The organism is Mycobacterium deserti, assembly GCF_025345615.1.
GTDB classification, from domain to species: domain Bacteria; phylum Actinomycetota; class Actinomycetes; order Mycobacteriales; family Mycobacteriaceae; genus Mycobacterium; species Mycobacterium deserti.
Map to the genome: position 1 here is coordinate 587,750 of NZ_JAODWD010000004.1, position 19,156 is coordinate 606,905.

Sequence of the window (19,156 nt, forward strand, 5' to 3'; positions counted from 1 at the left end):
CCGTCCGTCAGCTGCCGGGGTGTGGCGCCAACGCGACGATGCACTCTGCTCGCCGCAGAACTGGGGCATCCACCATTATGCCCTCGAATGCGAAGACGCCCCGCTGATCGCGGGCCGTGTCGAGAACGCGTCGCGCCCATTCGACCTGCTCAGCGCCGGGCGTGTAGCCCTCGCGGATGACCGCCACCTGCGACGGGTGGATCGCGACTTTCACGTCGAAGCCGACCGCGACCGCGTCGTCGACCTCACCGCGCAACCCGTCGAGATTCTTGATGTCCAGGTAGACCGAGTCCAAGGCCAGCCGCCCGTACGCCTTGGCCGCCAGCAGTGTCGCCGACCGCACGTGGCGGGCCACCTCGCGATAGCTGCCGTCGGGGTACCGGTTGGCGGTGCCACCGGTGACCGCGAACAGGTCCTCGGCGCCCCACATCAGCGCCATCGCATTGTCCATCCGCGCCAGGTCGTTGACGGCCAGCGCGCCCAACGGCGTCTCGATGAGCACCACGACGTCAAGGGGTGCAAGGTCGCGCACCTGTTGTGGGTCTTCGGTTTTCGCGAGCATGACCGTGGCGTAGGACGTCTTCGCCAGCGCCTCGAGGTCGAGTTGGTGGTCGGCGGTGGCGCTGGGGTTGACCCGCACCACGGTGCGCGCAGGGTCCAGCGGCGTGTCGATCAGCGCGGCACGCGCGGCTTCCCTGTCCTTCGCCGCGACCCCGTCCTCGAGGTCGAGGATCACCACATCGGCTGCCGCAGCCGCCTTTTCGAACCGCTCCGGCCGGTCGGCCGGGCAGAACAACCATGCGACACCGGGCTGGTCGAGTGCCACTATGCCTCCCCCGCCGGCTTCTTGCGCACCATCGTCTTGCGTGAGGCCGTCGCGACGATGTCGCCGTGCTGATTGCGACCGGTGTGCGCGAACGTGACGATGCCTTCGCCGGGTCGGCTCTTGGACTCGCGCTTGTCAGTCACTTCCGTCTCGGCGTACAGCGTGTCGCCGTGGAACAGTGGCTTGGGAAAAGCGACCTCACCGAAGCCCAGGTTGCCGACGATGGTGCCCTGCGTCAGCTGCGCGACCGACAAGCCGACGAGCGTCGACAGCGTGAACATCGAATTGACCAGCCGCTGGTTGAACGGCGGCAGGGCGTCGGAGAACGCCGCGTCCAGATGCAGCGCCTGGGTGTTCATCGTCAGCGTGGTGAAGAAGACGTTGTCCGCCTCGGTGATGGTGCGGCCGGGTCGGTGTTGATACAGCACGCCGGGTTCGAATTCCTCGAACCACAGGCCACGCTGAACGACAACCCGCCTGTCCTCGCTCACAGGCCCGCCTCACGTGCAATCAGCATCAGCTGCACTTCCGTTGTCCCTTCCCCGATCTCGAGGATCTTGCTGTCGCGGTAGTGCCGGGCCACCGGATACTCGTTCATGTACCCGTAGCCGCCGAACACCTGGGTGGCATCGCGGGCGTTGTCCATCGCCGCCTCGCTGGCCACCAGCTTGGCCACAGCGGCGGCCTTCTTGAAGGGCTTGCCTGCCAGCATCAGGGCGGCGGCGTCGTAGTAGGCCGTACGCGCGGCGTGCGCGCGCGCCTCCATGCGGGCAATCTTGAACGAAACGGCCTGATAGGTACCGATCTTCGCGCCGAAGGCCTCGCGTTCCTTCGCGTACTTGACGCATTCGTCGACACAGCCCTGCGCGGCACCGACCGACAACGCGGCAATCGCGATGCGGCCCTCATCGAGGATGCGCAGGAAATTCGCATATCCACGGCCTCGCTCGCCGAGCAGGTTCTCCTGCGGCACGCGCACGTCGTCGAAGCTCAGCGGGTGGGTGTCCGACGCGTTCCAGCCCACCTTGTTGTACGCCGGTTCAGCGGTGAACCCGTCGGTGGGAACCGGCACCAGAATCGACGAGATCTCCTTCTTTCCGCCCTCGCGTTCACCGGTGACCGCGGTGACGGTCACCAGCTTGGTGATGTCGGTGCCCGAGTTGGTGATGAACTGCTTGGTGCCGTTGATGACCCAGTGCCCGTCGTCCAGCTTGGCCGTCGTCTTGGTGGCGCCTGCGTCGGTGCCGCCGCCCGCTTCGGTCAGTCCGAACGCGCCGAGCGCCTTGCCACTTGTCAGCAGCGGCAGCCACTCCTGCTTCTGGTCCTCGTTGCCGAAGCGGTACACCGGCATGGCGCCCAGCGAGACCCCGGCCTCCAGCGTGATCGCGACGCTCTGGTCAACTTTGCCGAGTTCCTCCAGCGCCAGACACAGCGCGAAGTAGTCGCCGCCCATGCCCCCGTACTCCTCCGGGAACGGCAGGCCGAACAGACCCATGTCGGCCATGCCCGCGACCACCTCGTACGGGAACGAGTGCTCTTCGTCGTGCTTTGCCGCGACCGGCGCGACCACGCTCTGGGCGAAGTCGCGGACCGTCTTGGCCAGTTGCTCGTAGTGATCGGGCAGCATGCCGGTCGCCAGGAATTCAGAGGACACGAGCTTCCTTTTCTTCGTTCTGCATGGGGGCGGCCTCGACGACGACTCGCGCCAGCGGCTGGCCCACCTTGACCTGATCGCCAACGGCGACCAGCAGTTCCACCACGCCCTCGACCGGTGCGGTCAACGCGTGTTCCATTTTCATCGCCTCAACGGTGACGACGGCCGTCCCCGCCTCGACGCGCTGACCGTCGGAAACGCCGATGGCGACAACCGAACCGGGCATCGGGCTGGTCAGCTCGGCGTCACCGCTGTGTGCGTCGTCGGGCCGGACCGGAGCCTCGCGCAGCTCCTCGACGACAGCGATGTGGCCACCACCGGCCAGCCAGATCTGACCGTCGGCGCAGGCGACGTGGTAGTCGGTGCGCAGTCCGTCCAACGTGATCACCAGCCTGCCGTCGACGAGAGCCGCAGTCAGCGCACGCTTCTCGCCCTCCTCGACCACCGCGGTCGCCGACGACGGCGAGCCCGTGAGGTGCACGTGGTCGGTGCGCTCGCCGGAGTGCAGCCGGTACGTCGTCGGTGCCAGCTCCCCCATACGCCATCCGGACGGCACCGCCCACAGGTCGCCCGCGGGTGTCGGCCACGCGTGCAGCCATTTGTACGCTGCCGCGGCGATCAACTCGGCGTCACCGGCTTCGGCGGGATGGAAGTCCGGCATGCGACGATCCAGCAGGCCGGTGTCGAGACGGCCCGCGGCCACGTCGGCATCGGCCAGCAGGAAACGGAGGAACTCGATGTTGGTGGTCACGCCGAGCACGGCGGTCTCGGCCAGCGCGCGGTCCAGGGTGCGGAGGGCGGTGGTCCGGTCGCCGGCGTGGGCGATGACCTTCGCCAGCATCGGGTCGTAGTCGCTGCCGATGACGAATCCGCGCAGAAGCCCCGAATCGATGCGCACACCGTCGGGTTCGACGAGGTCGAGCACCCTTCCCCCGGTCGGCAGGAACCCGCGTGCCGGGTCTTCGGCGTAGACCCGGGCCTCGATCGCGTGGCCGCGCATCGTGACGTCGTTTTGAGCGATGGGCAGTTTCTCACCCGCCGCGATACGCACCTGCTGTTCGACGAGGTCGATACCGGTGACAAGCTCCGTGACCGGATGTTCGACCTGCAGCCGCGTGTTCATCTCCATGAAGAAGAACTCGTCGGGACGGTCCGCTGACACGATGAACTCGACCGTGCCTGCGCCTGTGTAGTTCACGCTGCGGGCCGTGTCGCACGCCGCGGCGCCGATGCGCGCGCGGGTCGCCTCGTCGAGCAGCGGCGATGGCGCCTCCTCGATGACCTTCTGATGGCGGCGTTGCAGGCTGCATTCACGCTCCCCGAGGTGCACGACGTTGCCGTAGCTGTCGGCGAGCACCTGCACCTCGATGTGGCGGGGATTCAACACGAATCGCTCGATGAAGAGCGTGTCGTCGCCGAATGCGGCGGCTGCCTCGCGTCGCGCACTGGCCAGTGCGGCGGGCAACTCCGAAGCGTCGTGGACGACCCGCATCCCCTTGCCGCCACCCCCGGCGGAGGGTTTGACCAGTACCGGATAGCCGACATCCGCGGCGCCGGCTACCAGGTCGTCGTCGGTGAGGCCCGGCCGCGAAACCCCGGGAACGACAGGAACTCCGAAGGCCGACACCGCGGCCTTGGCCGCGATCTTGTCGCCCATGGTCTCAATGGCAACCACCGGCGGACCGATGAACGCGATGCCCGCCGTCTGCAGCGCCGCGGCGAATTGCGGGTTCTCCGAGAGAAATCCGTAACCGGGGTGGACGGCCTGAGCGCCGGTACGCTTGGCCGCTGCGACCACGGCTTCGATGTCGAGGTAGCTCTCGCGCGCTGAGGCCGGTCCGATGTGCACCGCGACGTCGGCCTCCCGTACGTGGCGAGCGCCTGCGTCGGCGTCGCTGAACACGGCGACTGACCGGATGCCCATCGCACGCAGCGTCTTGATGACGCGGACGGCTATCTCCCCGCGGTTGGCGATCAGAACAGTATCGAAGGTCATGTGCACATCACATCCGGAAGACGCCGTAGGAGACGGACTCGAGGGGCGCCTGCCCCACCACCGAAAGCGCAAGGCCGAGAACCGTTCTGGTGTCAGCCGGGTCGATGACGCCGTCGTCCCACAACCGTGCGGTCGAATAGTACGGGTTACCCTGGTCCTCGTACTGCTGGCGGATCGGCGCCTTGAACCTCTCCTCCTCCTCGGGGGTCATGTCGCCGCGGACCGTGGCCAGCACGGACGCGGCCTGCTCACCGCCCATCACCGAGATGCGCGCGTTCGGCCACATCCACAGGAAGCGCGGCGAATACGCACGCCCGCACATCGAGTAGTTGCCCGCTCCGTAGGAACCGCCGATGACAACGGTCAGCTTGGGCACTCGCGCGCACGCGACCGCGGTGACCATTTTCGCCCCATGTTTGGCGATGCCGCCGGCCTCGTAGTCGCGCCCGACCATGAAGCCGGAGATGTTCTGCAGGAACAGCAGCGGCGTCATGCGCTTGTCGCACAACTCGATGAAATGCGCACCCTTGAGCGCGGATTCGCCGAACAGCACCCCGTTGTTGGCGACGATGCCGACGGGGTGGCCGTGAATGCGCGCGAACCCGGTGACCAGTGTGCTGCCGTATTCCGCCTTGAACTCGGAGAACTCTCCCCCGTCGACGACCCGGGTGATGACTTCGTGCACGTCGTAAGGCACCCGCGAGTCGACGGGAACCACGTCGTACAACTCGGACTGGTCAGCGATCGCGTCGACCGTCGGGGCGACCTCCCACGGAACCGGCTCGCGCGGGCCGAGCGTGGCCACAATCCGACGGACGATGCGCAGCGCGTCGCGGTCGTCGTGCGCCAAATGGTCTGTCACGCCTGAGGTTTTCGAGTGCAGGTCACCACCGCCGAGTTCCTCGGCCGTCACGACCTCCCCCGTCGCGGCCTTCACCAGCGGTGGACCGCCCAGGAAGATCGTGCCCTGGTTGCGAACGATCACGGCCTCGTCGCTCATCGCGGGCACATACGCCCCACCCGCCGTGCATGAACCCAGCACGGCCGCGATCTGCGGGATGCCCTCGGCCGACAGGTTGGCCTGGTTGAAGAAGATGCGACCGAAGTGCTCACGGTCGGGGAACACCTCGTCCTGCCGAGGAAGGAATGCTCCGCCCGAGTCGACGAGGTAGATACACGGCAACCGGTTCTGCCCGGCGATCTCCTGCGCGCGCAGGTGCTTCTTGACGGTGACCGGGTAGTACGTGCCACCTTTGACCGTCGCGTCGTTGGCCACGATCATGCATTCGCGCCCCGAGACCCGACCGATGCCGGCGATCATGCCTGCGCCGGGGCACTCGTCGTCGTACATGCCGTCGGCCGCCAACGGCGCCAACTCCAAAAACGCGCTGCCGGGATCGAGCAGGCCGTCCACCCTGTCGCGGGGAAGCAGCTTGCCGCGGCCGACATGCCTCTCACGGGCGCGCGCCGGGCCGCCGAGCGCCGCCGTCGCCAGCTTTTCGCGCAACTGGCCGACCAGTGCGAGGTGCTCCTCGCGATGAGTCATTGGTGACCGTTCTTTGGAGTTAATGACGACTAACTGATGGTATGTTAGTCACGATTAACCGAAATGTCCATGGCGGGTTGGAGGTGGCATGGCTCCTGCTGCGATGCCTGCCCCGGACTCGACGCGCCGCAGCAAGGCGAAGTCCGATCGCCGCTCACAACTGATTGCCGCGGCCGAGCGATTGGTGGCCGAGCGGGGTTACCTCGCGGTGCGGTTGGAAGACATCGGAGCTGCAGTGGGTGTCAGCGGCCCGGCCATCTACCGCCACTTCCCCAATAAGGAGGCACTGCTGGTCGAGCTGCTGGTGGGCATCAGCACCCGGCTGCTGGCCGGCGCTACGAATGTCGTTGCCGGCGCGTCGGACCCGGCCGCGGCTTTGGACGGTCTCATCGACTTCCATTTGGACTTCGCATTGTTGGAGTCTGACCTGATCCGCATCCAGGATCGCGACCTCGGGCACTTGCCGCCCAACGCCAAGCGGCAGGTCCGGAAGTCGCAGCGGCAGTACGTGGAGATCTGGGTGGATGTGTTGAGGCAGCTGGACGATTCGCTCGGGGAGCAGGACGCCCGGGTGATGGCGCACGCAGCGTTCGGCTTGTTGAATTCGACGCCGCATTCGGTGAAGCCGGGTACCGCAAAAACGGCCGAGGCCAGTTCGCGTACCGTCCTTCGCGCGATGACGGTCGCTGCACTGACCTCGGCCGGTGGAGCTGTGAAGCGCTAGTACCAGACTTTTCGACCACCGACGGGTCGCCCGACGGAGCCGAGGATCCAGAAGACCGCGCCGATGACGAGTAGCACGACACCGATGTAGGTCAGGATCGACATCTTGAGCAGTAGCCCTAGCACCAGCAGGATAATTCCGAGGACGATCACGATGACTCCTTTACTTTTGAATTGTTCACTGCCAGTCGACTACTGGCTGGGTTCAGGCAGATTGCAATTGGTGACTTTTGGATTGACACCTGCGTAATTCAACGGGCCGACAACGACGGTGAGCGCGATGCTCCCCGCTGTCGCGCAGTTCGTCGAGCTGTTGGTGAAGTAATCGCGTTGATAGGCCGCGACCACGCCGATGAGCAACCACACGAGCACAATGACGCCTAATATTCCGCCGCCTCGCATGCTGCGCCTCCATCCCGGTTAGCGCCATTTACTGACGCGTGCAGCAGTGACTTTACCCTTGGGACAATTTCGTCAAACCTGTTCGATGGCAACAGTTGGGTCACGAGTTAGCTGAGGGCGTGAAAGCCGCAAGCAGCCACTCGCACATGGCTTTGACCAGCACCGCGCGGTTCTCGCGCTTGTCGATCTCGTGCCCGTCGTCGTCGAACATCAACAATTCGGCAAAACGACCCCGCGCGCGCAAGGCGTCGAACATTTGCTGCGATTCGGTGGGCGGAACGTTCGTGTCGTTCGCGCCGTGCACGAGTAGCAGCGGCGCTGTCAGCGCGTCGACCCGTTGTAGCGGCGACAGATCCTCCAGCAGTTGGCGGTCGCTGACGGGATGGCCGTATTTGGGATATGCCGCAGCCGCGATCCACGGTTCGGTGGTGTGGTACCAGGTGTTCAGATCGCTCATCCCACAGATGCTGATACCCGCGGCGAACAGGTGCGGGTGGAACGTCAGCGCCGCCTGGGTCAGGTAGCCACCGTAGGACCATCCGCAACACGCGATCCGGTCCGCCGGGGCCACGCCGTTGACCGCGAGGAATTCGACGGCATCGGCGACGTCGTCGATTGCCGCATAACGGCGTTCCTTGTCGTCCGCGTGCATGAACGACCTGCCGAAGCCGCCGGAACCCCTGACGTTCGGCAGGAACACGCTGATGCCCGTTTTGAGTAGTGCCGGGAAGAACTCGTTGTATCCGGGCCGGCCCTGCCCCTCGGGGCCGCCGTGCAGGAACAGCATCGCGCCGATCGACTCGATGCCCTCGGGCGGACGGAACAGCCAGCCGGTGAACTTCATGCCGTCGCGCGCCGTGACGGTCTCCAGCGTTGGGTCCGCACTCACCGGCCCGAGGCTGGGCTCGCGGTCGACGGGCTCCCACTCACGCGTCCGCGGATCCACCAGCTCGACCGTCGGCGGCGTCGACGGCCCCTCGACCGTCATCGCCAACATGGAGCCGCCCGCGCTGATGCTCAGCTCACTGGCCACCATGCCGGGCAGCGGGATCGGCTCGTGCAACGTGAAGTCGGCGAGTTCGAGTACTTGTAACTCACTGGCGCCGTGGATGTTCCACAACATCGCCACAGTGGACAAGTCGTCGCTGACGGTGAACTCATCGAGTTCGCAACCAGGCCGCTCGGCCACTACCTGGTAGGAAACGCCGTCGGCAGTCGCGGTGACTTCGAGTAGACGGGCGTGCTCGGTGCCGTTCTCACTGCGGATCAGCGCGCGAACGTAACCCGCGGTGCTGTTCACGTCGAAATTCGTGGCCGGCTGGTACAGCTCGGTAGTGTCGCCCTCCATGCCAGTGCGCAACCGCCGCGGACCGTGGTCGTCGAGAATGATCCCGAAGTCCGTCGTCGAACCCGGATCGTATGGCAGCAGCGCGGTTTCGGTCCGGCCACGAAGCAGGATCAAATCGCGGTAGCCGCGCGGCCCCACGCGCACCAGAGCGGCGCCGGCCCAGGCGTCGACGAGACGGCCCGCAGATCGGCGGTCCAACACGATCTGGTCGCCGGTCGCCGGGTCGATGAGGCAGGAACTGCCGACGCCGTTCTCGTCGGTGAGGATCGCCGCGACTTTGGTGCCGTCCCAGCTGATCAGCTCGGCGGTACCTTCTTGCACACCGACAGGCCACCAATCAATCCGACGGGCGGCGCGATCGTCGGGATCGGTTGTGACGACCCAAATTTGACTGCGGGTGCCGCCTTCGGGCGCAACCTGACACGCCAGCCAGTGACCGTCAGCGGAGTGCAGCACACGGGTGACCGGGCCTTCGACGGGCAGTTCGACGTCGCGCGACGAACTAGCCCGCCAGCCGCGAAGGAAACGCTGCACCGCCCGGGGGTAGCCGCCGTCGTCGACGAGGTGTGCGAACGCGGTGGCGTCCGGCGACATCGAGGCGCCGTAGATGCGACGAACCTGATCTCCCACGCGACCAATTTTGCACAGACCCCACCTCTTGCGCTGAACAGCCTGCCCACCGGCTATGCGGCTGCACCGGTACCCTCGCAGCCATGAGGTGGGTATGACCGACAGACCGCGCCGCGAGGAGCAGTCAGGCTGGAGCGGACGCGAGGAGCAGTCCGGGCCGTACGGCGACGGCTACTCCGGATATACCGACCCGGCGTATGCGGGGCAGGCCCCGTACGGCCCCACCTACCAGCCCCCCGCCGGGCCGGCGCCGACCGAGCGCCTGTCCGATACCTCTCCCTACGGCTACGACCCCTACGCGGCCGGCCAGTACGGTGCGCCCTACGCGCCCGGCGAGCCGCAGGACGAGGAACCCAAGTCGCCGCGCTGGCTGTGGGTGCTGGCGGCGGTCTCGGTGGTGGCGGTGATCGGCCTGGTGATCGCGTTGGTCATCGTCAACAGCGGACGCCAGGAGACGGTGGTAGCGCCGCTGCCCTCGATGCCGGAACCGGACATGTCCACCTCGACGCCTGCGACGACGTCGCGCACGCCGCTGCCACCCGTCGTGCCCGTCCCCACCGCGCCGAGCAGGCCGAGCAGCCCGCCAACCACCGGAACCACCGCGCCGGGGGCGACGCAGACCGTCGTCTACGACGTCAGCGGCGACGGACGCGCCATCAACATCACCTACGTAGACGCGGGCGGGGTGCTGCAGACCGAGTTCAACGTGATGCTGCCCTGGAGCAAAGCAGTCCAATTGTCCGCTCCGGCAGATGCTTCGGCGAGCGTCAGCATCATCAACGTCGGCCGCGAAGTGAACTGTTCGATCTCGATCGACGGGGCCGTGGTGCAGCAGCGCAGCGGTGCCGGCCTGACGGTGTGCACCGCGATCGGCTAGTTCGGCCGGTGCGGCACGCGCACCGCGAGCATGGCCAGCAGCCCGGCGAATAGCACGACACACAGGCCCGCCATGCCTGCGCGGTCGGTGCCGAACGCGTAGACGAACGCCGCGAACAGTGACGGAGCGAGGAATGACACCGCCCGCCCCGTGGTGGTGTAGAGGCCGAACGCGATGCCTTCCTTACCCTCGGCCGACAGGTGCAGCATCAGGGTCCGCGCCGACGACTGGCTCGGCCCGATGAACAGGCACAGCAGCAGACCGCAGATCCAGAACGCGAGGACGCCGGACAACGTCATCAGCGTCGTACCCGCGACGACCATTGCGGCGAGCGAACCGACGATGACCGCCTTGGACCCCAATCGGTCGTCGAGGAACCCGCCCAGCACGGCGCCGATACCGGCCACGACGTTCGCCGCGACACCGAACAGCAGGATGTCGGCTCCCGACACGCCGTAGACGCTGACGCCCAGAAGCGCACCGAACGTGAAGATGCCCGCGAGCCCGTCGCGGAAGACGGCGCTGGCGAGCAGGTAGTAGACGACATGGCGATCCCGCCGCCACTCGCCCAGGACCTCCGACCACAACTTGCGGTAGGCGCCGATGAAACCGATGCGTTGCAGCCCCGCATCTGGCGGACGGGCGCCGCTGGGCACCGCAACGAGCACCGGAACGGCGAACAACCCGAACCACACCGCGGTCAACAGCAGCGCAGCTCGCACGTTCTGCCCCTCCGCGGCGGGTATGTCGAGCAGACCGCGGGTGTCGCCGTCGCCGGAGGTGAACCCGGCGTATATCAGCAGCAGAAGCACTACGGTGCCGAGATAGCCCATGCCCCAGCCGAATCCCGAGACCCGGCCCGAGGTCTGCGGCGTCGACAACTGGCGCAGCATCGCGTTGTAGGGCACGGTGGCCAGTTCGGTGCAGGCCGACGTGACGGCGAGCAGGATCAGACCCGCGACGAAGTAGCGGTAGTCGTCGCGGATCAAGTACATCGACGCAGTGAGTAGCACCGAGACGCCGGTCAGCGCGGCCAGCATGCGCCGCCGTCGCCATTCGGCGTCCACCCAGATGCCGGTCACCGGGGCGAACACCGCGATCGCCAGCCCGGCGACGAACAACGCGACACCGAGCCACACGCTCGGGCTCGTGTCGGACGGCAGGTCGTCGGCGACGGTGTCGGTCAGATAGATGTTGAAGACGAACGTCACCGCGATGGCGTTCAACCCCGTCGAGCCGCAGTCCCACAGCGCCCACGCGAGTACCTGCCGCCGGTTCGTCGCGCGTGTCGACGGCCGGCCTGAATCGGGTGGCTCGCTCATGGTCCGCCCACGATATAGTCCGGCCCATGCCAGTACCCGCACCCAGCGCGGACGCCCGTGCTGTCGTCACCGGCGCCTCGCAGAACATCGGCGAGGCGCTGGCCATCGAGCTCGCCGCCCGCGGGCACAACTTGATCATCACCGCCCGCCGCGAGGACGTGCTGCGCGCGTTGGCCGACCGGATCACCGCGCAGTACGGAGTGACGGTCGAGGTGCGGGCGGTCGATCTCGCGGACCCGACCGAGCGCACCAAGCTCTGCGAGGAATTGGCCACGCGCGACATCTCCATCCTGTGCGCCAACGCGGGAACCGCGACGTTCGGCCCGGTGGCAGCCCTCGACCCGGCGGGTGAAAAGGCTCAGGTGCAGCTGAATGTGCTTGGCGTGCACGACCTCGCGCTCGCCGTGATACCGGGCATGGTCTCGCGCAAGTCCGGCGGCGTCCTGATTTCCGGTTCGGCGGCGGGCAATTCACCGATCCCGAACAACGCCACCTATGCGGCAACCAAGGCGTTCGTCAACACGTTCAGCGAGTCGCTGCGCGGTGAGCTCAAGCGCCAGGGCGTGCACGTGACGCTGCTGGCACCGGGTCCGGTTCGCGAAACACTGCCGTCGCAGGACGAGCAGTCGCTGGTCGAGAAGTTGATTCCCGACTTCTTGTGGATCTCGACCGAATACACCGCGAAGCAGTCGTTGGACGCGTTGGACCGCAACAAGATGCGGGTGGTGCCCGGTGTGACTTCCAAAGCGATGTCGGTGGCCAGTGGCTACACGCCGCGCGCGGTCGTGACGCCGATCGTCGGCGCCGTCTACAAGAAGCTCGGCGGCAGCTAGCCCCCCATTGCGGGGAGGAGTCAGCGGCGGCGACGGCGGCGACCGGTGCCGAAGATGCTGCGAGTGATCTCGCGGCCGATGACGGTGCCCGCCGAGCGCATCGCGCTCTTGAACGCGGGGCTGTCCATCACCTTGTCGAACAAGCCCGGCCCTTCGGGCTGCACGGGCGCGGGCATCGGCGGCACCTCACCATGAGGGGGCGGTTCGGCGTCCGGGGGCGCGGCGGGCTCGATCTTCTCCGGTGGCGCCAGTCTGGTGGCCAGCCGCTCGTAGGCCGATTCGCGGTCGATGGTCTGGCCGTACTCGGCTTGCAGAGGGCTGGCTTTCGCGGTCGCCGCGATCGCGTCGGGACCGATGGTGTCCATCAGCGAGCGCGGTGCGCGCATCCTGGTCCACGCGACCGGAGTGGGTGCGCCTCGCTCGGACAGCACAGTGACCACCGCCTCGCCGATGCCGAGTGACGTCAACGCCGACTCGAGGTCGTAGACATCGGTTTTCGGATACGTGCGCACCGTCTTGGCGAGTGCCTTCTGGTCGTCGGGGGTGAACGCGCGCAATGCGTGCTGGATGCGCGCACCCAGTTGCGAGAGCACGTCATTGGGCACGTCCGTCGGCAACTGCGTGCAGAAGAACACACCGACGCCCTTCGACCGGATCAACTTGACGGTCTGCTCGACCTGCTCCAGGAACGCCTTGGACGCGTCGGTGAACAGCAGGTGCGCCTCGTCGAAGAAGAACACCAGCTTCGGCTTGTCGACGTCGCCGACCTCGGGCAGCGTCGCGAAGAGATCGGCCAGCACCCACATCAGAAACGTGGAGAACATCACCGGCCGGGCGGCCTGCTCGCCGACCTCCAGCAGCGTGATGATGCCGCGGCCCTGCGCGTCGACGCGCATCAGATCCTCGGGCTCCAGTTCGGGTTCGCCGAAGAACGTGTCGCCGCCGTCGGCCTCGAGGTTGACCAGTGCACGCAGGATGACCCCGGCCGTCGTCGTGGACACGGCGCCCAGCGCCTTGAGTTGGGGCTTGCCCTCGTCGCTGGTGAGGAATTGGATCACCGAGCGCAGGTCCTTCAGATCCAGCAACGGAAGGCCCTGCTGGTCGGCCCAGTGGAAGATCAAGCCGAGCGTTGACTCCTGAGTCTGGTTGAGCCCCAACACCTTCGACAGCAGAATCGGGCCGAAGCTGGAGACGGTGGCCCGCACCGGTACGCCGATGCCGCTGGTCCCCAGCGACAGGAACTCGACGGGGCAGGCAGTCGGCGTCCAGTCGTCGCCGGTGTCCGCGGCGCGTTGTGCGGTCTTGTCGGCGGGCTCCCCCGGCCGTGACAGCCCGGACAGGTCGCCTTTCACGTCGGCCATCAAGCACGGCACGCCTGCGGCCGACAGTTGCTCGGCCATCAACTGCAGCGACTTCGTCTTGCCCGTGCCGGTGGCGCCGGCGACCAGCCCGTGCCGGTTGACCGTGGCCAGCGGGATTCGGACCTTCGCGGTCGGGTCGGCGACCCCGTCGACCACGACGGCGCCCAGTTCAAGGGCCTGTCCCTCGGCGGCGTAACCGGCGGCGATCTGCTGTGCGGGCGTCGCGCTCGACTCGGTGGTCATGATCGAAAACAGTACTGTGATCGTCGGAGGCGAGCGAAGCGACGGGAAGAGCAAGCGTGGTTGACGAACTGGTGTGGATCGACTGTGAGATGACGGGGCTGGACCTCAAGAACGACCGGCTCATCGAGATTGCGGTGCTGGTCACAGACGCGGACCTGAACATCCTCGGCGACGGCCTCGACGTGGTCATCCACGCCGATGACCAGGCGTTGTCGTCGATGATCGAGGTCGTGCGGGACATGCACAGGCGGTCGGGACTCACCGAGGAGGTGCGCGCGTCGACCGTCGACCTCGCGGCCGCGGAGGAGCAGGTGCTCGACTACATCCGCACACACGTCAAGCAGGCCAAATCCGCGCCTCTGGCCGGCAACTCGATCGCGACGGACCGCGGCTTCATCGCCCGGGACATGCCCAAGCTCGACGACTTCCTGCACTACCGGATGATCGACGTCAGCTCGATCAAGGAGCTGTGCCGCCGGTGGTATCCGCGCATCTACTTCGGCCAGCCGGAGAAGGGTCTGGCCCACCGGGCGCTGGCCGACATCCACGAATCCATCCGTGAGCTCAAGTACTACCGCCGCACGGCCTTCGTCGCGCCTCCAGGGCCTTCGACCAGCGATATCGCCGCGATCGCCAGCGAATTGGGGCCACCCGGCGATGAAGACGGAGCAATGGATTCGGCCGCGGAGCCCTCAACCGGTTAATATCGACGACGCCGCTTGCGGCAATGGTGGCTGTAGTTCAGCTGGTAGAGCACCAGGTTGTGATCCTGGAAGTCGCGGGTTCGAGCCCCGTCAGCCACCCCACCAGAACGAAAGCGGCCCCCGGCAATCACGTCGGGGGCCGCGTTCGTCGTCACGTCAGATGTTGGCGTTGCCGGCCTTCCACTGTTCCCACGGGATGTTCCAGTCGCCGAGCCCGTCGGTGCCGGGAAGTGTCGACCCGACGGTGTTGACGATCTCGACGATGTCGCCTCGCTTGGAGTTGTCGTAGAACCACTGGCCATTGCTGGTGCTCACGTTGATGCAGCCGTGGCTCACATTGCTGTAGCCCTGGCTGCCCACCGACCACGGTGCCGCGTGCACGTAAATGCCGCTGTAGGAGATCTGGGTGGCCCAGTCCACTTCGGTGCGATACCCGTTGGCCGAGTTCGTCGGCACGCCGTACGTCGAGGAGTCCATCACCATGTGCGACCGCCGGTCGCCGACGATGTAGGTCCCGTTGTTGGTGGGCGTGCTGTTCTTACCCATCGACACCGGCATCGACTTGATGACCTCGCCGTTGCGCTTGACCGTCATCGTCTTGGTGTTGTCGTCGACTGTGGTGATCACCTCGTCGCCGATGGTGAAGTGCGTCTTGACATCCTCCTGGCCGAACAACCCGTCGCCGAGATCGACGCCGTAGGTGTTGACCTCTACGTCCACCGTGGTGCCCGGCTTCCAGTAGCTGGCGGGCCGCCAACGCACTTCTTGGTTGTTGAGCCAGTAGAAGGCCCCCTCAACGGGCGGGTTGGTCTTGACGGTGATAGCCCGTTGCGCCGCCACCCGATTGGTGATGTTCTCGTCGAATCGCACCGCGACGGGCTGACCGACGCCGACGACCTCGCCGTCGTTGGGCAGCACGTACGGCATCGTGAGGTTCTCCGGCGAATGCGTCTCGAAGGTCATCTGCCGGCTGGTCGCGCCGCCGAGGCCCAACGCCTCGGCCGTCAACGTGTACTCCTCGTTGTAGCCCAGCGGCTCTGCGGTGGACCACGTCAGGCCGTCCGGGCTGAGCTTGCCGGCGACCGGCGCGCCATCCTCGTTGGACATCGTGACCGCGCCGAGCACGCCGTCGCCCGCGCTGACGGTCACCGGGGATTCAACGCTGACTCCGACTGCGCCGTCGGTGACCGACGAGATGAGCTTGGGCACCAATAGATCGCCGAACGGCGTGCCCTTGTCGCTGATGACTTGAGGCTGGGGCGGGGCGGATTCACCACCACAGCCGCTGAGGCCGAGTACCACGGCGGGCACCAGTGCGATGGCGGCCAGCCACGCACGACGACGACGCGGACGGGTCGCGGATTGGACCTGCCACATGTTCTGCTCCACCTCGCACATCACGGATTCGACGATTCCTGGCAACAGTCTAAGGGCAATTCGGACAAGGGGCGCGACCGCGACGGCGCTGCACGGTCCCCGGCGAAAGGGATTTCACCCTGTGCCGTGACGCCTGTTATTGTCGCACACGCGCGCCGTTAGCTCAGTTGGTAGAGCAGCTGACTCTTAATCAGCGGGTCCGGGGTTCGAAACCCTGACGGCGCACTCAGACTGGATTTTCGGCCGGGGGGATCGTGGCGATCGTCACGTTCGCCCGTCGGCCTCGCCACGTTGCGGCTGACGTTACCGTCAATTGCGGGCGCTGACCTGGGCCAACGCCGCCGATGGTGTGCTACACCGCCTCAGTTTGCTGCCGACCCCCGGTGCCGCCGAGTCCGGCGATTGTTGCGGACGCAACACGATCCGCCGGTCGTCAGGTTTCGAACAGCGGTTAATCGGCTATCAATGTTAGAGTTCAGTTAGCTGACGCGTCGGGATCCTCCGTCGCGCGGGGGGCAGCAGAAGAAGCGAGGACTTAGCTGATGTCGCAGACGAGCGCATCGTTCGCAGCGGGCACAGGGGGCGCCCAAGCGAATGGTGAGGTAACTGCGCAGGTGCCGGTCGCGGTGCACAGCTGTAGCCGCATCGGCCGCGTCGCCAACCCCCCCGGCTTCTCGTTCACCGAATGGTTCCGCTCCGCCCGGCGGCGTTGAGCGGGCGCCTCAGCGTCGCCTGATCCCGCGAACCACGAGTATCAGAACCACCGCGCCGGCCAGCGACGCGATCACAGCTGGCTTCTGCGCGAACCGCAGCACGCCGGACTTCACGTCGTCGGCGATCCTGCGAGGGTTCGCGCGTTCGGCGAGGGAGTCGACGGTTAACGCCAGCTGGTCACGAGCCTGGTCGATGTCCCGCTTTATGGTGTCGGGATCACGGTCCGCCACTGGTTCCTCCCGGGCCCTGAAAGTCGTATGCGCTGTCGCACTACCCTAGATCAGCCCGTGTTCAACCGAGCGAACCGGTCGATCAGAAGGGATGGTCCACGTGGCAGCGACTCCACGTCTCGAGGTGGGCGACAAGGCCCCGACCTTCAGCTTGTCCGACGCCGACGGCAACACCGTCCGGCTGGCCGATTTCAAGGGCCGCAAGGTCATCGTGTACTTCTACCCGGCCGCCTCGACACCGGGGTGCACCAAGCAGGCGTGCGACTTTCGCGACAGCCTCAGCGAGCTCAACGACGCCGGACTCGACGTGGTCGGCATCTCCCCCGACAAGCCGGAGAAGCTCGCGAAGTTCCGCGACAAGGAAGGGCTGACCTTTCCGCTGTTGTCGGATCCCGACCGCGAAGTGCTCACCGCGTGGGGCGCTTTCGGCGAGAAGACGATGTACGGCAAGACCGTTCAGGGCGTCATCCGGTCGACCTTCGTCGTCGACGAGAAGGGCAAGATCGCCGCGGCGCAGTACAACGTCCGGGCCACGGGGCACGTCGCCAAGCTACGGCGCGACCTGTCGGTCTGAGCCGAGGTTCGCCAACAGCAGCGCCTCGGCTGTCGCGGCCCGCTCGAGCACACCGAGGTGCAGGCTCTCGTTGACGCTGTGTGCCTGTGTCGCAGGGTCTTCGACCCCGGTTACCAAGATCTTCGCCGCGGGGAACGCCTCGGCGAACTCGGCGATGAACGGGATCGAGCCACCCACGCCGGTGTCGACCGGATCGTGTCCCCACGCGTCGCGGAAGGCCGCCCTTGCCGCGTCGTAAACCGGACCCGTCGCGTCGATTACGTACGGCTGGCCGAGGTCGCCCGGCGTGACCGTCACCCGCGCGCCCCACGGCGCGTGCTGTTCGAGATGCCGGGTCAACGCGGCCAGATGTTCTCGTGCGTCACCCCCGGGTGCAACGCGCATGCTGACCTTCGCGCGGGCACGCGGAGTCAGTGTGTTGGAGGACTGCCCGATCGGCGTGGTGTCGATACCGATCACGGTGATCGCCGGCTTGGCCCAGAGCCGTTGCGGCACTGAGCCCGAACCGATCTCGGACACACCGTCGAGCAGACCCGCCTCTTCACGGACACGTTCGGGTGGGTAGTCGACGTCTGCGGCCGTGGCCTCGTGCAGGCCGTCGACGGCCACGTTGCCGTCGTCATCGTGCAGGCTGGCCAGCAGCCGCACCAATGCGCTCAGCGCGTCGGGCACCACACCGCCCCACAGCCCTGAGTGCAGCCCGTGATCCAGCGTCGCCACCTCGACGACGCAGTCGGCGAGGCCACGCAGCGACACCGTCAGCGACGGAATCTCGGTGCTCCAGTTGTCGGAGTCGGCGATCACGATGACGTCGGATGCCAGCGTGTCGCGGTGGGTCGCCAAGAGCCGGGACAACGAGGGCGAACCCGACTCCTCCTCCCCCTCGACGAACACCGTCACCCCGACCGGCGGGTTGCCGCCGTGTGCGCGGAATGCGGCGAGATGTGTTGCGATACCAGCCTTGTCGTCGGCGCTGCCTCGACCGTATAGGCGCCCGTCGCGCTCGGTCGGCTCGAACGGCGGCGAATCCCACTGGCGGTGATCGCCCTCCGGTTGCACGTCGTGGTGGGCGTACAGCAGCACCGTCGGCGCGCCGGGCGGCGCGTTGTGCCGGGCGATGACGGCGGGCGCACCGCCCTCGCGGACGATGCGCACATCGCCGAACCCGGCCTCCGACAACAACTTCGCAACGGCGTCGGCGCTGCGTTCCACTTCGGGACGACGGGCCGGGTCGGCCCACACTGACTCGATGCGCATCAGGTCTTCGAGGTCGCGCCGCACCGAGGGCAGCACCTCACGCACGCGCTGCACGAGTTCACTCATGGCCACGAGGCTAGTCGCAGGCTCGCGCGGAAGTCGGGGGCTAGCGCTCTTCGAGGACGGCGACCGCGGCGGCGGTGTCGGCCTCGTGCGTGAGCGACAGGTGGATGGTGACGTTCTTCAGATGCTCGGCGATCGCGCCGGTGAGCCGCACCTTCGGTCTGCCCCACATGTCGGTGATGACCTCGATGTCGCGGTGGATGCCCTCCGGCAGCACCGGTCGTTTGGCGAAGCGCGAACCGGACCACGCCTTGATGACGGCCTCTTTGGCCGCCCATCGGGCCGCGAGATGGCGGGCCGCCGACGAACTCTTGTCGGCGGCGTCCCTGCGCTCACCGGGTGTGAACGTCTCGGCGAACACCGTGCCCGGCTGGTCGACCTGCTCGGCGAAGTCGGGGATGGAAACCAGATCGATCCCAACCCCGACTACCGCCATGGGCAGAACGCTATCTCAGTGCTGACGTTCATCGCGCAAG

At 66.7% G+C, this 19,156-nt stretch carries 19 protein-coding genes and 2 tRNA genes; 7 read left to right on the forward strand and 14 right to left on the reverse strand.

The features are described from left to right. Nucleotides 1-7: 7 nt before the first annotated feature. The 5 genes from N4S67_RS19120 to N4S67_RS19140 are packed head-to-tail and all read right to left on the reverse strand — an operon-like array spanning nucleotide 8 to nucleotide 6,022. Complete coding sequence (locus N4S67_RS19120; RefSeq protein ID WP_260994556.1) at nucleotides 8-826, reverse strand: HpcH/HpaI aldolase/citrate lyase family protein; 819 nt, start codon at nucleotides 824-826, stop codon at nucleotides 8-10. After that, the gene (locus N4S67_RS19125) at nucleotides 826-1,317 is read right to left on the reverse strand and encodes a MaoC family dehydratase (protein WP_260994557.1); all 492 of its coding nucleotides are present in this window, start codon (nucleotides 1,315-1,317) and stop codon (nucleotides 826-828) included. The genes N4S67_RS19120 and N4S67_RS19125 overlap by 1 nt, the downstream gene beginning before the upstream one ends. Continuing rightward, nucleotides 1,314-2,453, reverse strand: coding sequence for an acyl-CoA dehydrogenase family protein (locus N4S67_RS19130; protein WP_260994734.1), 1,140 nt, complete (start codon nucleotides 2,451-2,453; stop codon nucleotides 1,314-1,316). Before N4S67_RS19130 ends, N4S67_RS19125 begins: the two co-directional genes overlap by 4 nt. 16 nt (nucleotides 2,454-2,469) lie before the next feature. Beyond that, nucleotides 2,470-4,476 carry an acetyl-CoA carboxylase biotin carboxylase subunit gene (locus N4S67_RS19135; protein ID WP_260994558.1) on the reverse strand — a complete coding sequence of 669 codons (2,007 nt, stop codon included), beginning with the start codon at nucleotides 4,474-4,476 and terminating at the stop codon, nucleotides 2,470-2,472. A gap of 7 nt (nucleotides 4,477-4,483) precedes the next feature. Next, the gene (locus N4S67_RS19140; RefSeq protein ID WP_260994559.1) at nucleotides 4,484-6,022 is read right to left on the reverse strand and encodes a carboxyl transferase domain-containing protein; all 1,539 of its coding nucleotides are present in this window, start codon (nucleotides 6,020-6,022) and stop codon (nucleotides 4,484-4,486) included. Between the two features lie 88 nt (nucleotides 6,023-6,110). Here N4S67_RS19140 and N4S67_RS19145 point away from each other — a divergent pair, with 88 nt between their 5' ends. Further along, nucleotides 6,111-6,746: an SACE_7040 family transcriptional regulator gene (locus N4S67_RS19145; RefSeq protein ID WP_260994560.1), complete on the forward strand. Its 636-nt coding sequence runs from the start codon at nucleotides 6,111-6,113 to the stop codon at nucleotides 6,744-6,746. Here the strand turns inward: N4S67_RS19145 and N4S67_RS19150 are convergent. The 3 genes from N4S67_RS19150 to N4S67_RS19160 all read right to left on the reverse strand — a co-directional run bounded on the left by N4S67_RS19150 (nucleotide 6,743) and on the right by N4S67_RS19160 (nucleotide 9,089). After that, nucleotides 6,743-6,898: a DUF6131 family protein gene (locus N4S67_RS19150; protein WP_260994561.1), complete on the reverse strand. Its 156-nt coding sequence runs from the start codon at nucleotides 6,896-6,898 to the stop codon at nucleotides 6,743-6,745. The two genes, N4S67_RS19145 and N4S67_RS19150, sit on opposite strands and share 4 nt — an antisense overlap. Before the next feature lie 39 nt (nucleotides 6,899-6,937). Continuing rightward, complete coding sequence (locus N4S67_RS19155) at nucleotides 6,938-7,147, reverse strand: hypothetical protein (RefSeq protein WP_260994562.1); 210 nt, start codon at nucleotides 7,145-7,147, stop codon at nucleotides 6,938-6,940. A gap of 100 nt (nucleotides 7,148-7,247) precedes the next feature. Further along, nucleotides 7,248-9,089, reverse strand: coding sequence for an alpha/beta hydrolase family protein (locus tag N4S67_RS19160; RefSeq protein WP_260994735.1), 1,842 nt, complete (start codon nucleotides 9,087-9,089; stop codon nucleotides 7,248-7,250). Between the two features lie 130 nt (nucleotides 9,090-9,219). Here N4S67_RS19160 and N4S67_RS19165 point away from each other — a divergent pair, with 130 nt between their 5' ends. Next, a complete protein-coding gene (locus tag N4S67_RS19165) occupies nucleotides 9,220-10,002 on the forward strand; it encodes an MmpS family protein (protein ID WP_260994563.1) in 783 nt (260 codons plus the stop codon). Here N4S67_RS19165 and N4S67_RS19170 read toward each other — a convergent pair. Then, nucleotides 9,999-11,324, reverse strand: a complete 1,326-nt coding sequence (locus N4S67_RS19170; protein ID WP_260994564.1) for an MFS transporter — start codon at nucleotides 11,322-11,324, stop codon at nucleotides 9,999-10,001. The genes N4S67_RS19165 and N4S67_RS19170 overlap by 4 nt on opposite strands. 26 nt (nucleotides 11,325-11,350) lie before the next feature. Here N4S67_RS19170 and cmrA point away from each other — a divergent pair, with 26 nt between their 5' ends. Beyond that, the gene (gene cmrA / locus N4S67_RS19175) at nucleotides 11,351-12,157 is read left to right on the forward strand and encodes a mycolate reductase (RefSeq protein ID WP_260994565.1); all 807 of its coding nucleotides are present in this window, start codon (nucleotides 11,351-11,353) and stop codon (nucleotides 12,155-12,157) included. A 20-nt stretch (nucleotides 12,158-12,177) separates the two neighbouring features. Here cmrA and N4S67_RS19180 read toward each other — a convergent pair whose 3' ends face one another. Continuing rightward, nucleotides 12,178-13,761 (reverse strand): DUF853 domain-containing protein, encoded by a 1,584-nt coding sequence (locus N4S67_RS19180; RefSeq protein ID WP_260994566.1) that lies wholly within the window; start codon nucleotides 13,759-13,761, stop codon nucleotides 12,178-12,180. 56 nt (nucleotides 13,762-13,817) lie between these two features. On the opposite strand from N4S67_RS19180, the gene orn reads away from it, so the two are divergent. Then, nucleotides 13,818-14,465: an oligoribonuclease gene (gene orn, locus N4S67_RS19185; protein WP_260994567.1), complete on the forward strand. Its 648-nt coding sequence runs from the start codon at nucleotides 13,818-13,820 to the stop codon at nucleotides 14,463-14,465. 26 nt (nucleotides 14,466-14,491) lie between these two features. Beyond that, a tRNA-His gene (locus tag N4S67_RS19190) sits at nucleotides 14,492-14,567 on the forward strand. A gap of 54 nt (nucleotides 14,568-14,621) precedes the next feature. Here N4S67_RS19190 and N4S67_RS19195 read toward each other — a convergent pair. Further along, entirely contained in the window at nucleotides 14,622-15,842 is a 1,221-nt protein-coding gene (locus tag N4S67_RS19195) for a L,D-transpeptidase (protein ID WP_260994736.1), read from the reverse strand. Nucleotides 15,843-15,994: 152 nt separating this feature from the next. Between N4S67_RS19195 and N4S67_RS19200 the strand changes: the two genes are divergently transcribed. Further along, nucleotides 15,995-16,067: transfer RNA gene (locus N4S67_RS19200), tRNA-Lys, on the forward strand. Nucleotides 16,068-16,564: 497 nt separating this feature from the next. Here N4S67_RS19200 and N4S67_RS19205 read toward each other — a convergent pair. Further along, nucleotides 16,565-16,786, reverse strand: a complete 222-nt coding sequence (locus N4S67_RS19205) for a DUF3618 domain-containing protein (RefSeq protein WP_260994568.1) — start codon at nucleotides 16,784-16,786, stop codon at nucleotides 16,565-16,567. Nucleotides 16,787-16,886: 100 nt separating this feature from the next. Between N4S67_RS19205 and bcp the strand changes: the two genes are divergently transcribed. Further along, nucleotides 16,887-17,360, forward strand: coding sequence for a thioredoxin-dependent thiol peroxidase (gene bcp, locus N4S67_RS19210; RefSeq protein WP_390893428.1), 474 nt, complete (start codon nucleotides 16,887-16,889; stop codon nucleotides 17,358-17,360). Here bcp and N4S67_RS19215 read toward each other — a convergent pair. Next, nucleotides 17,337-18,683: a dipeptidase gene (locus N4S67_RS19215; RefSeq protein ID WP_260994570.1), complete on the reverse strand. Its 1,347-nt coding sequence runs from the start codon at nucleotides 18,681-18,683 to the stop codon at nucleotides 17,337-17,339. The two genes, bcp and N4S67_RS19215, sit on opposite strands and share 24 nt — an antisense overlap. 40 nt (nucleotides 18,684-18,723) lie before the next feature. Then, nucleotides 18,724-19,116 carry a holo-ACP synthase AcpS gene (acpS, locus tag N4S67_RS19220; protein WP_260994571.1) on the reverse strand — a complete coding sequence of 131 codons (393 nt, stop codon included), beginning with the start codon at nucleotides 19,114-19,116 and terminating at the stop codon, nucleotides 18,724-18,726. Between the last annotated feature and the right edge of the window lie 40 nt (nucleotides 19,117-19,156).

Coding starts and splice junctions, on each gene's coding strand:
- N4S67_RS19130 (WP_260994734.1), bottom strand. CDS start 2,453: ATGCTGCCCGATCACTACGAGCAACTGGCCAAGACGGTCCGCGACTTC.
- N4S67_RS19135 (WP_260994558.1), bottom strand. CDS start 4,476: ATGACCTTCGATACTGTTCTGATCGCCAACCGCGGGGAGATAGCCGTC.
- N4S67_RS19140 (WP_260994559.1), bottom strand. CDS start 6,022: ATGACTCATCGCGAGGAGCACCTCGCACTGGTCGGCCAGTTGCGCGAA.
- N4S67_RS19145 (WP_260994560.1), top strand. CDS start 6,111: ATGGCTCCTGCTGCGATGCCTGCCCCGGACTCGACGCGCCGCAGCAAG.
- N4S67_RS19155 (WP_260994562.1), bottom strand. CDS start 7,147: ATGCGAGGCGGCGGAATATTAGGCGTCATTGTGCTCGTGTGGTTGCTC.
- N4S67_RS19160 (WP_260994735.1), bottom strand. CDS start 9,089: ATGTCGCCGGACGCCACCGCGTTCGCACACCTCGTCGACGACGGCGGC.
- N4S67_RS19165 (WP_260994563.1), top strand. CDS start 9,220: ATGACCGACAGACCGCGCCGCGAGGAGCAGTCAGGCTGGAGCGGACGC.
- N4S67_RS19170 (WP_260994564.1), bottom strand. CDS start 11,324: ATGAGCGAGCCACCCGATTCAGGCCGGCCGTCGACACGCGCGACGAAC.
- cmrA (WP_260994565.1), top strand. CDS start 11,351: ATGCCAGTACCCGCACCCAGCGCGGACGCCCGTGCTGTCGTCACCGGC.
- N4S67_RS19180 (WP_260994566.1), bottom strand. CDS start 13,761: ATGACCACCGAGTCGAGCGCGACGCCCGCACAGCAGATCGCCGCCGGT.
- N4S67_RS19195 (WP_260994736.1), bottom strand. CDS start 15,842: ATGTGGCAGGTCCAATCCGCGACCCGTCCGCGTCGTCGTCGTGCGTGG.
- N4S67_RS19215 (WP_260994570.1), bottom strand. CDS start 18,683: ATGAGTGAACTCGTGCAGCGCGTGCGTGAGGTGCTGCCCTCGGTGCGG.
- acpS (WP_260994571.1), bottom strand. CDS start 19,116: ATGGCGGTAGTCGGGGTTGGGATCGATCTGGTTTCCATCCCCGACTTC.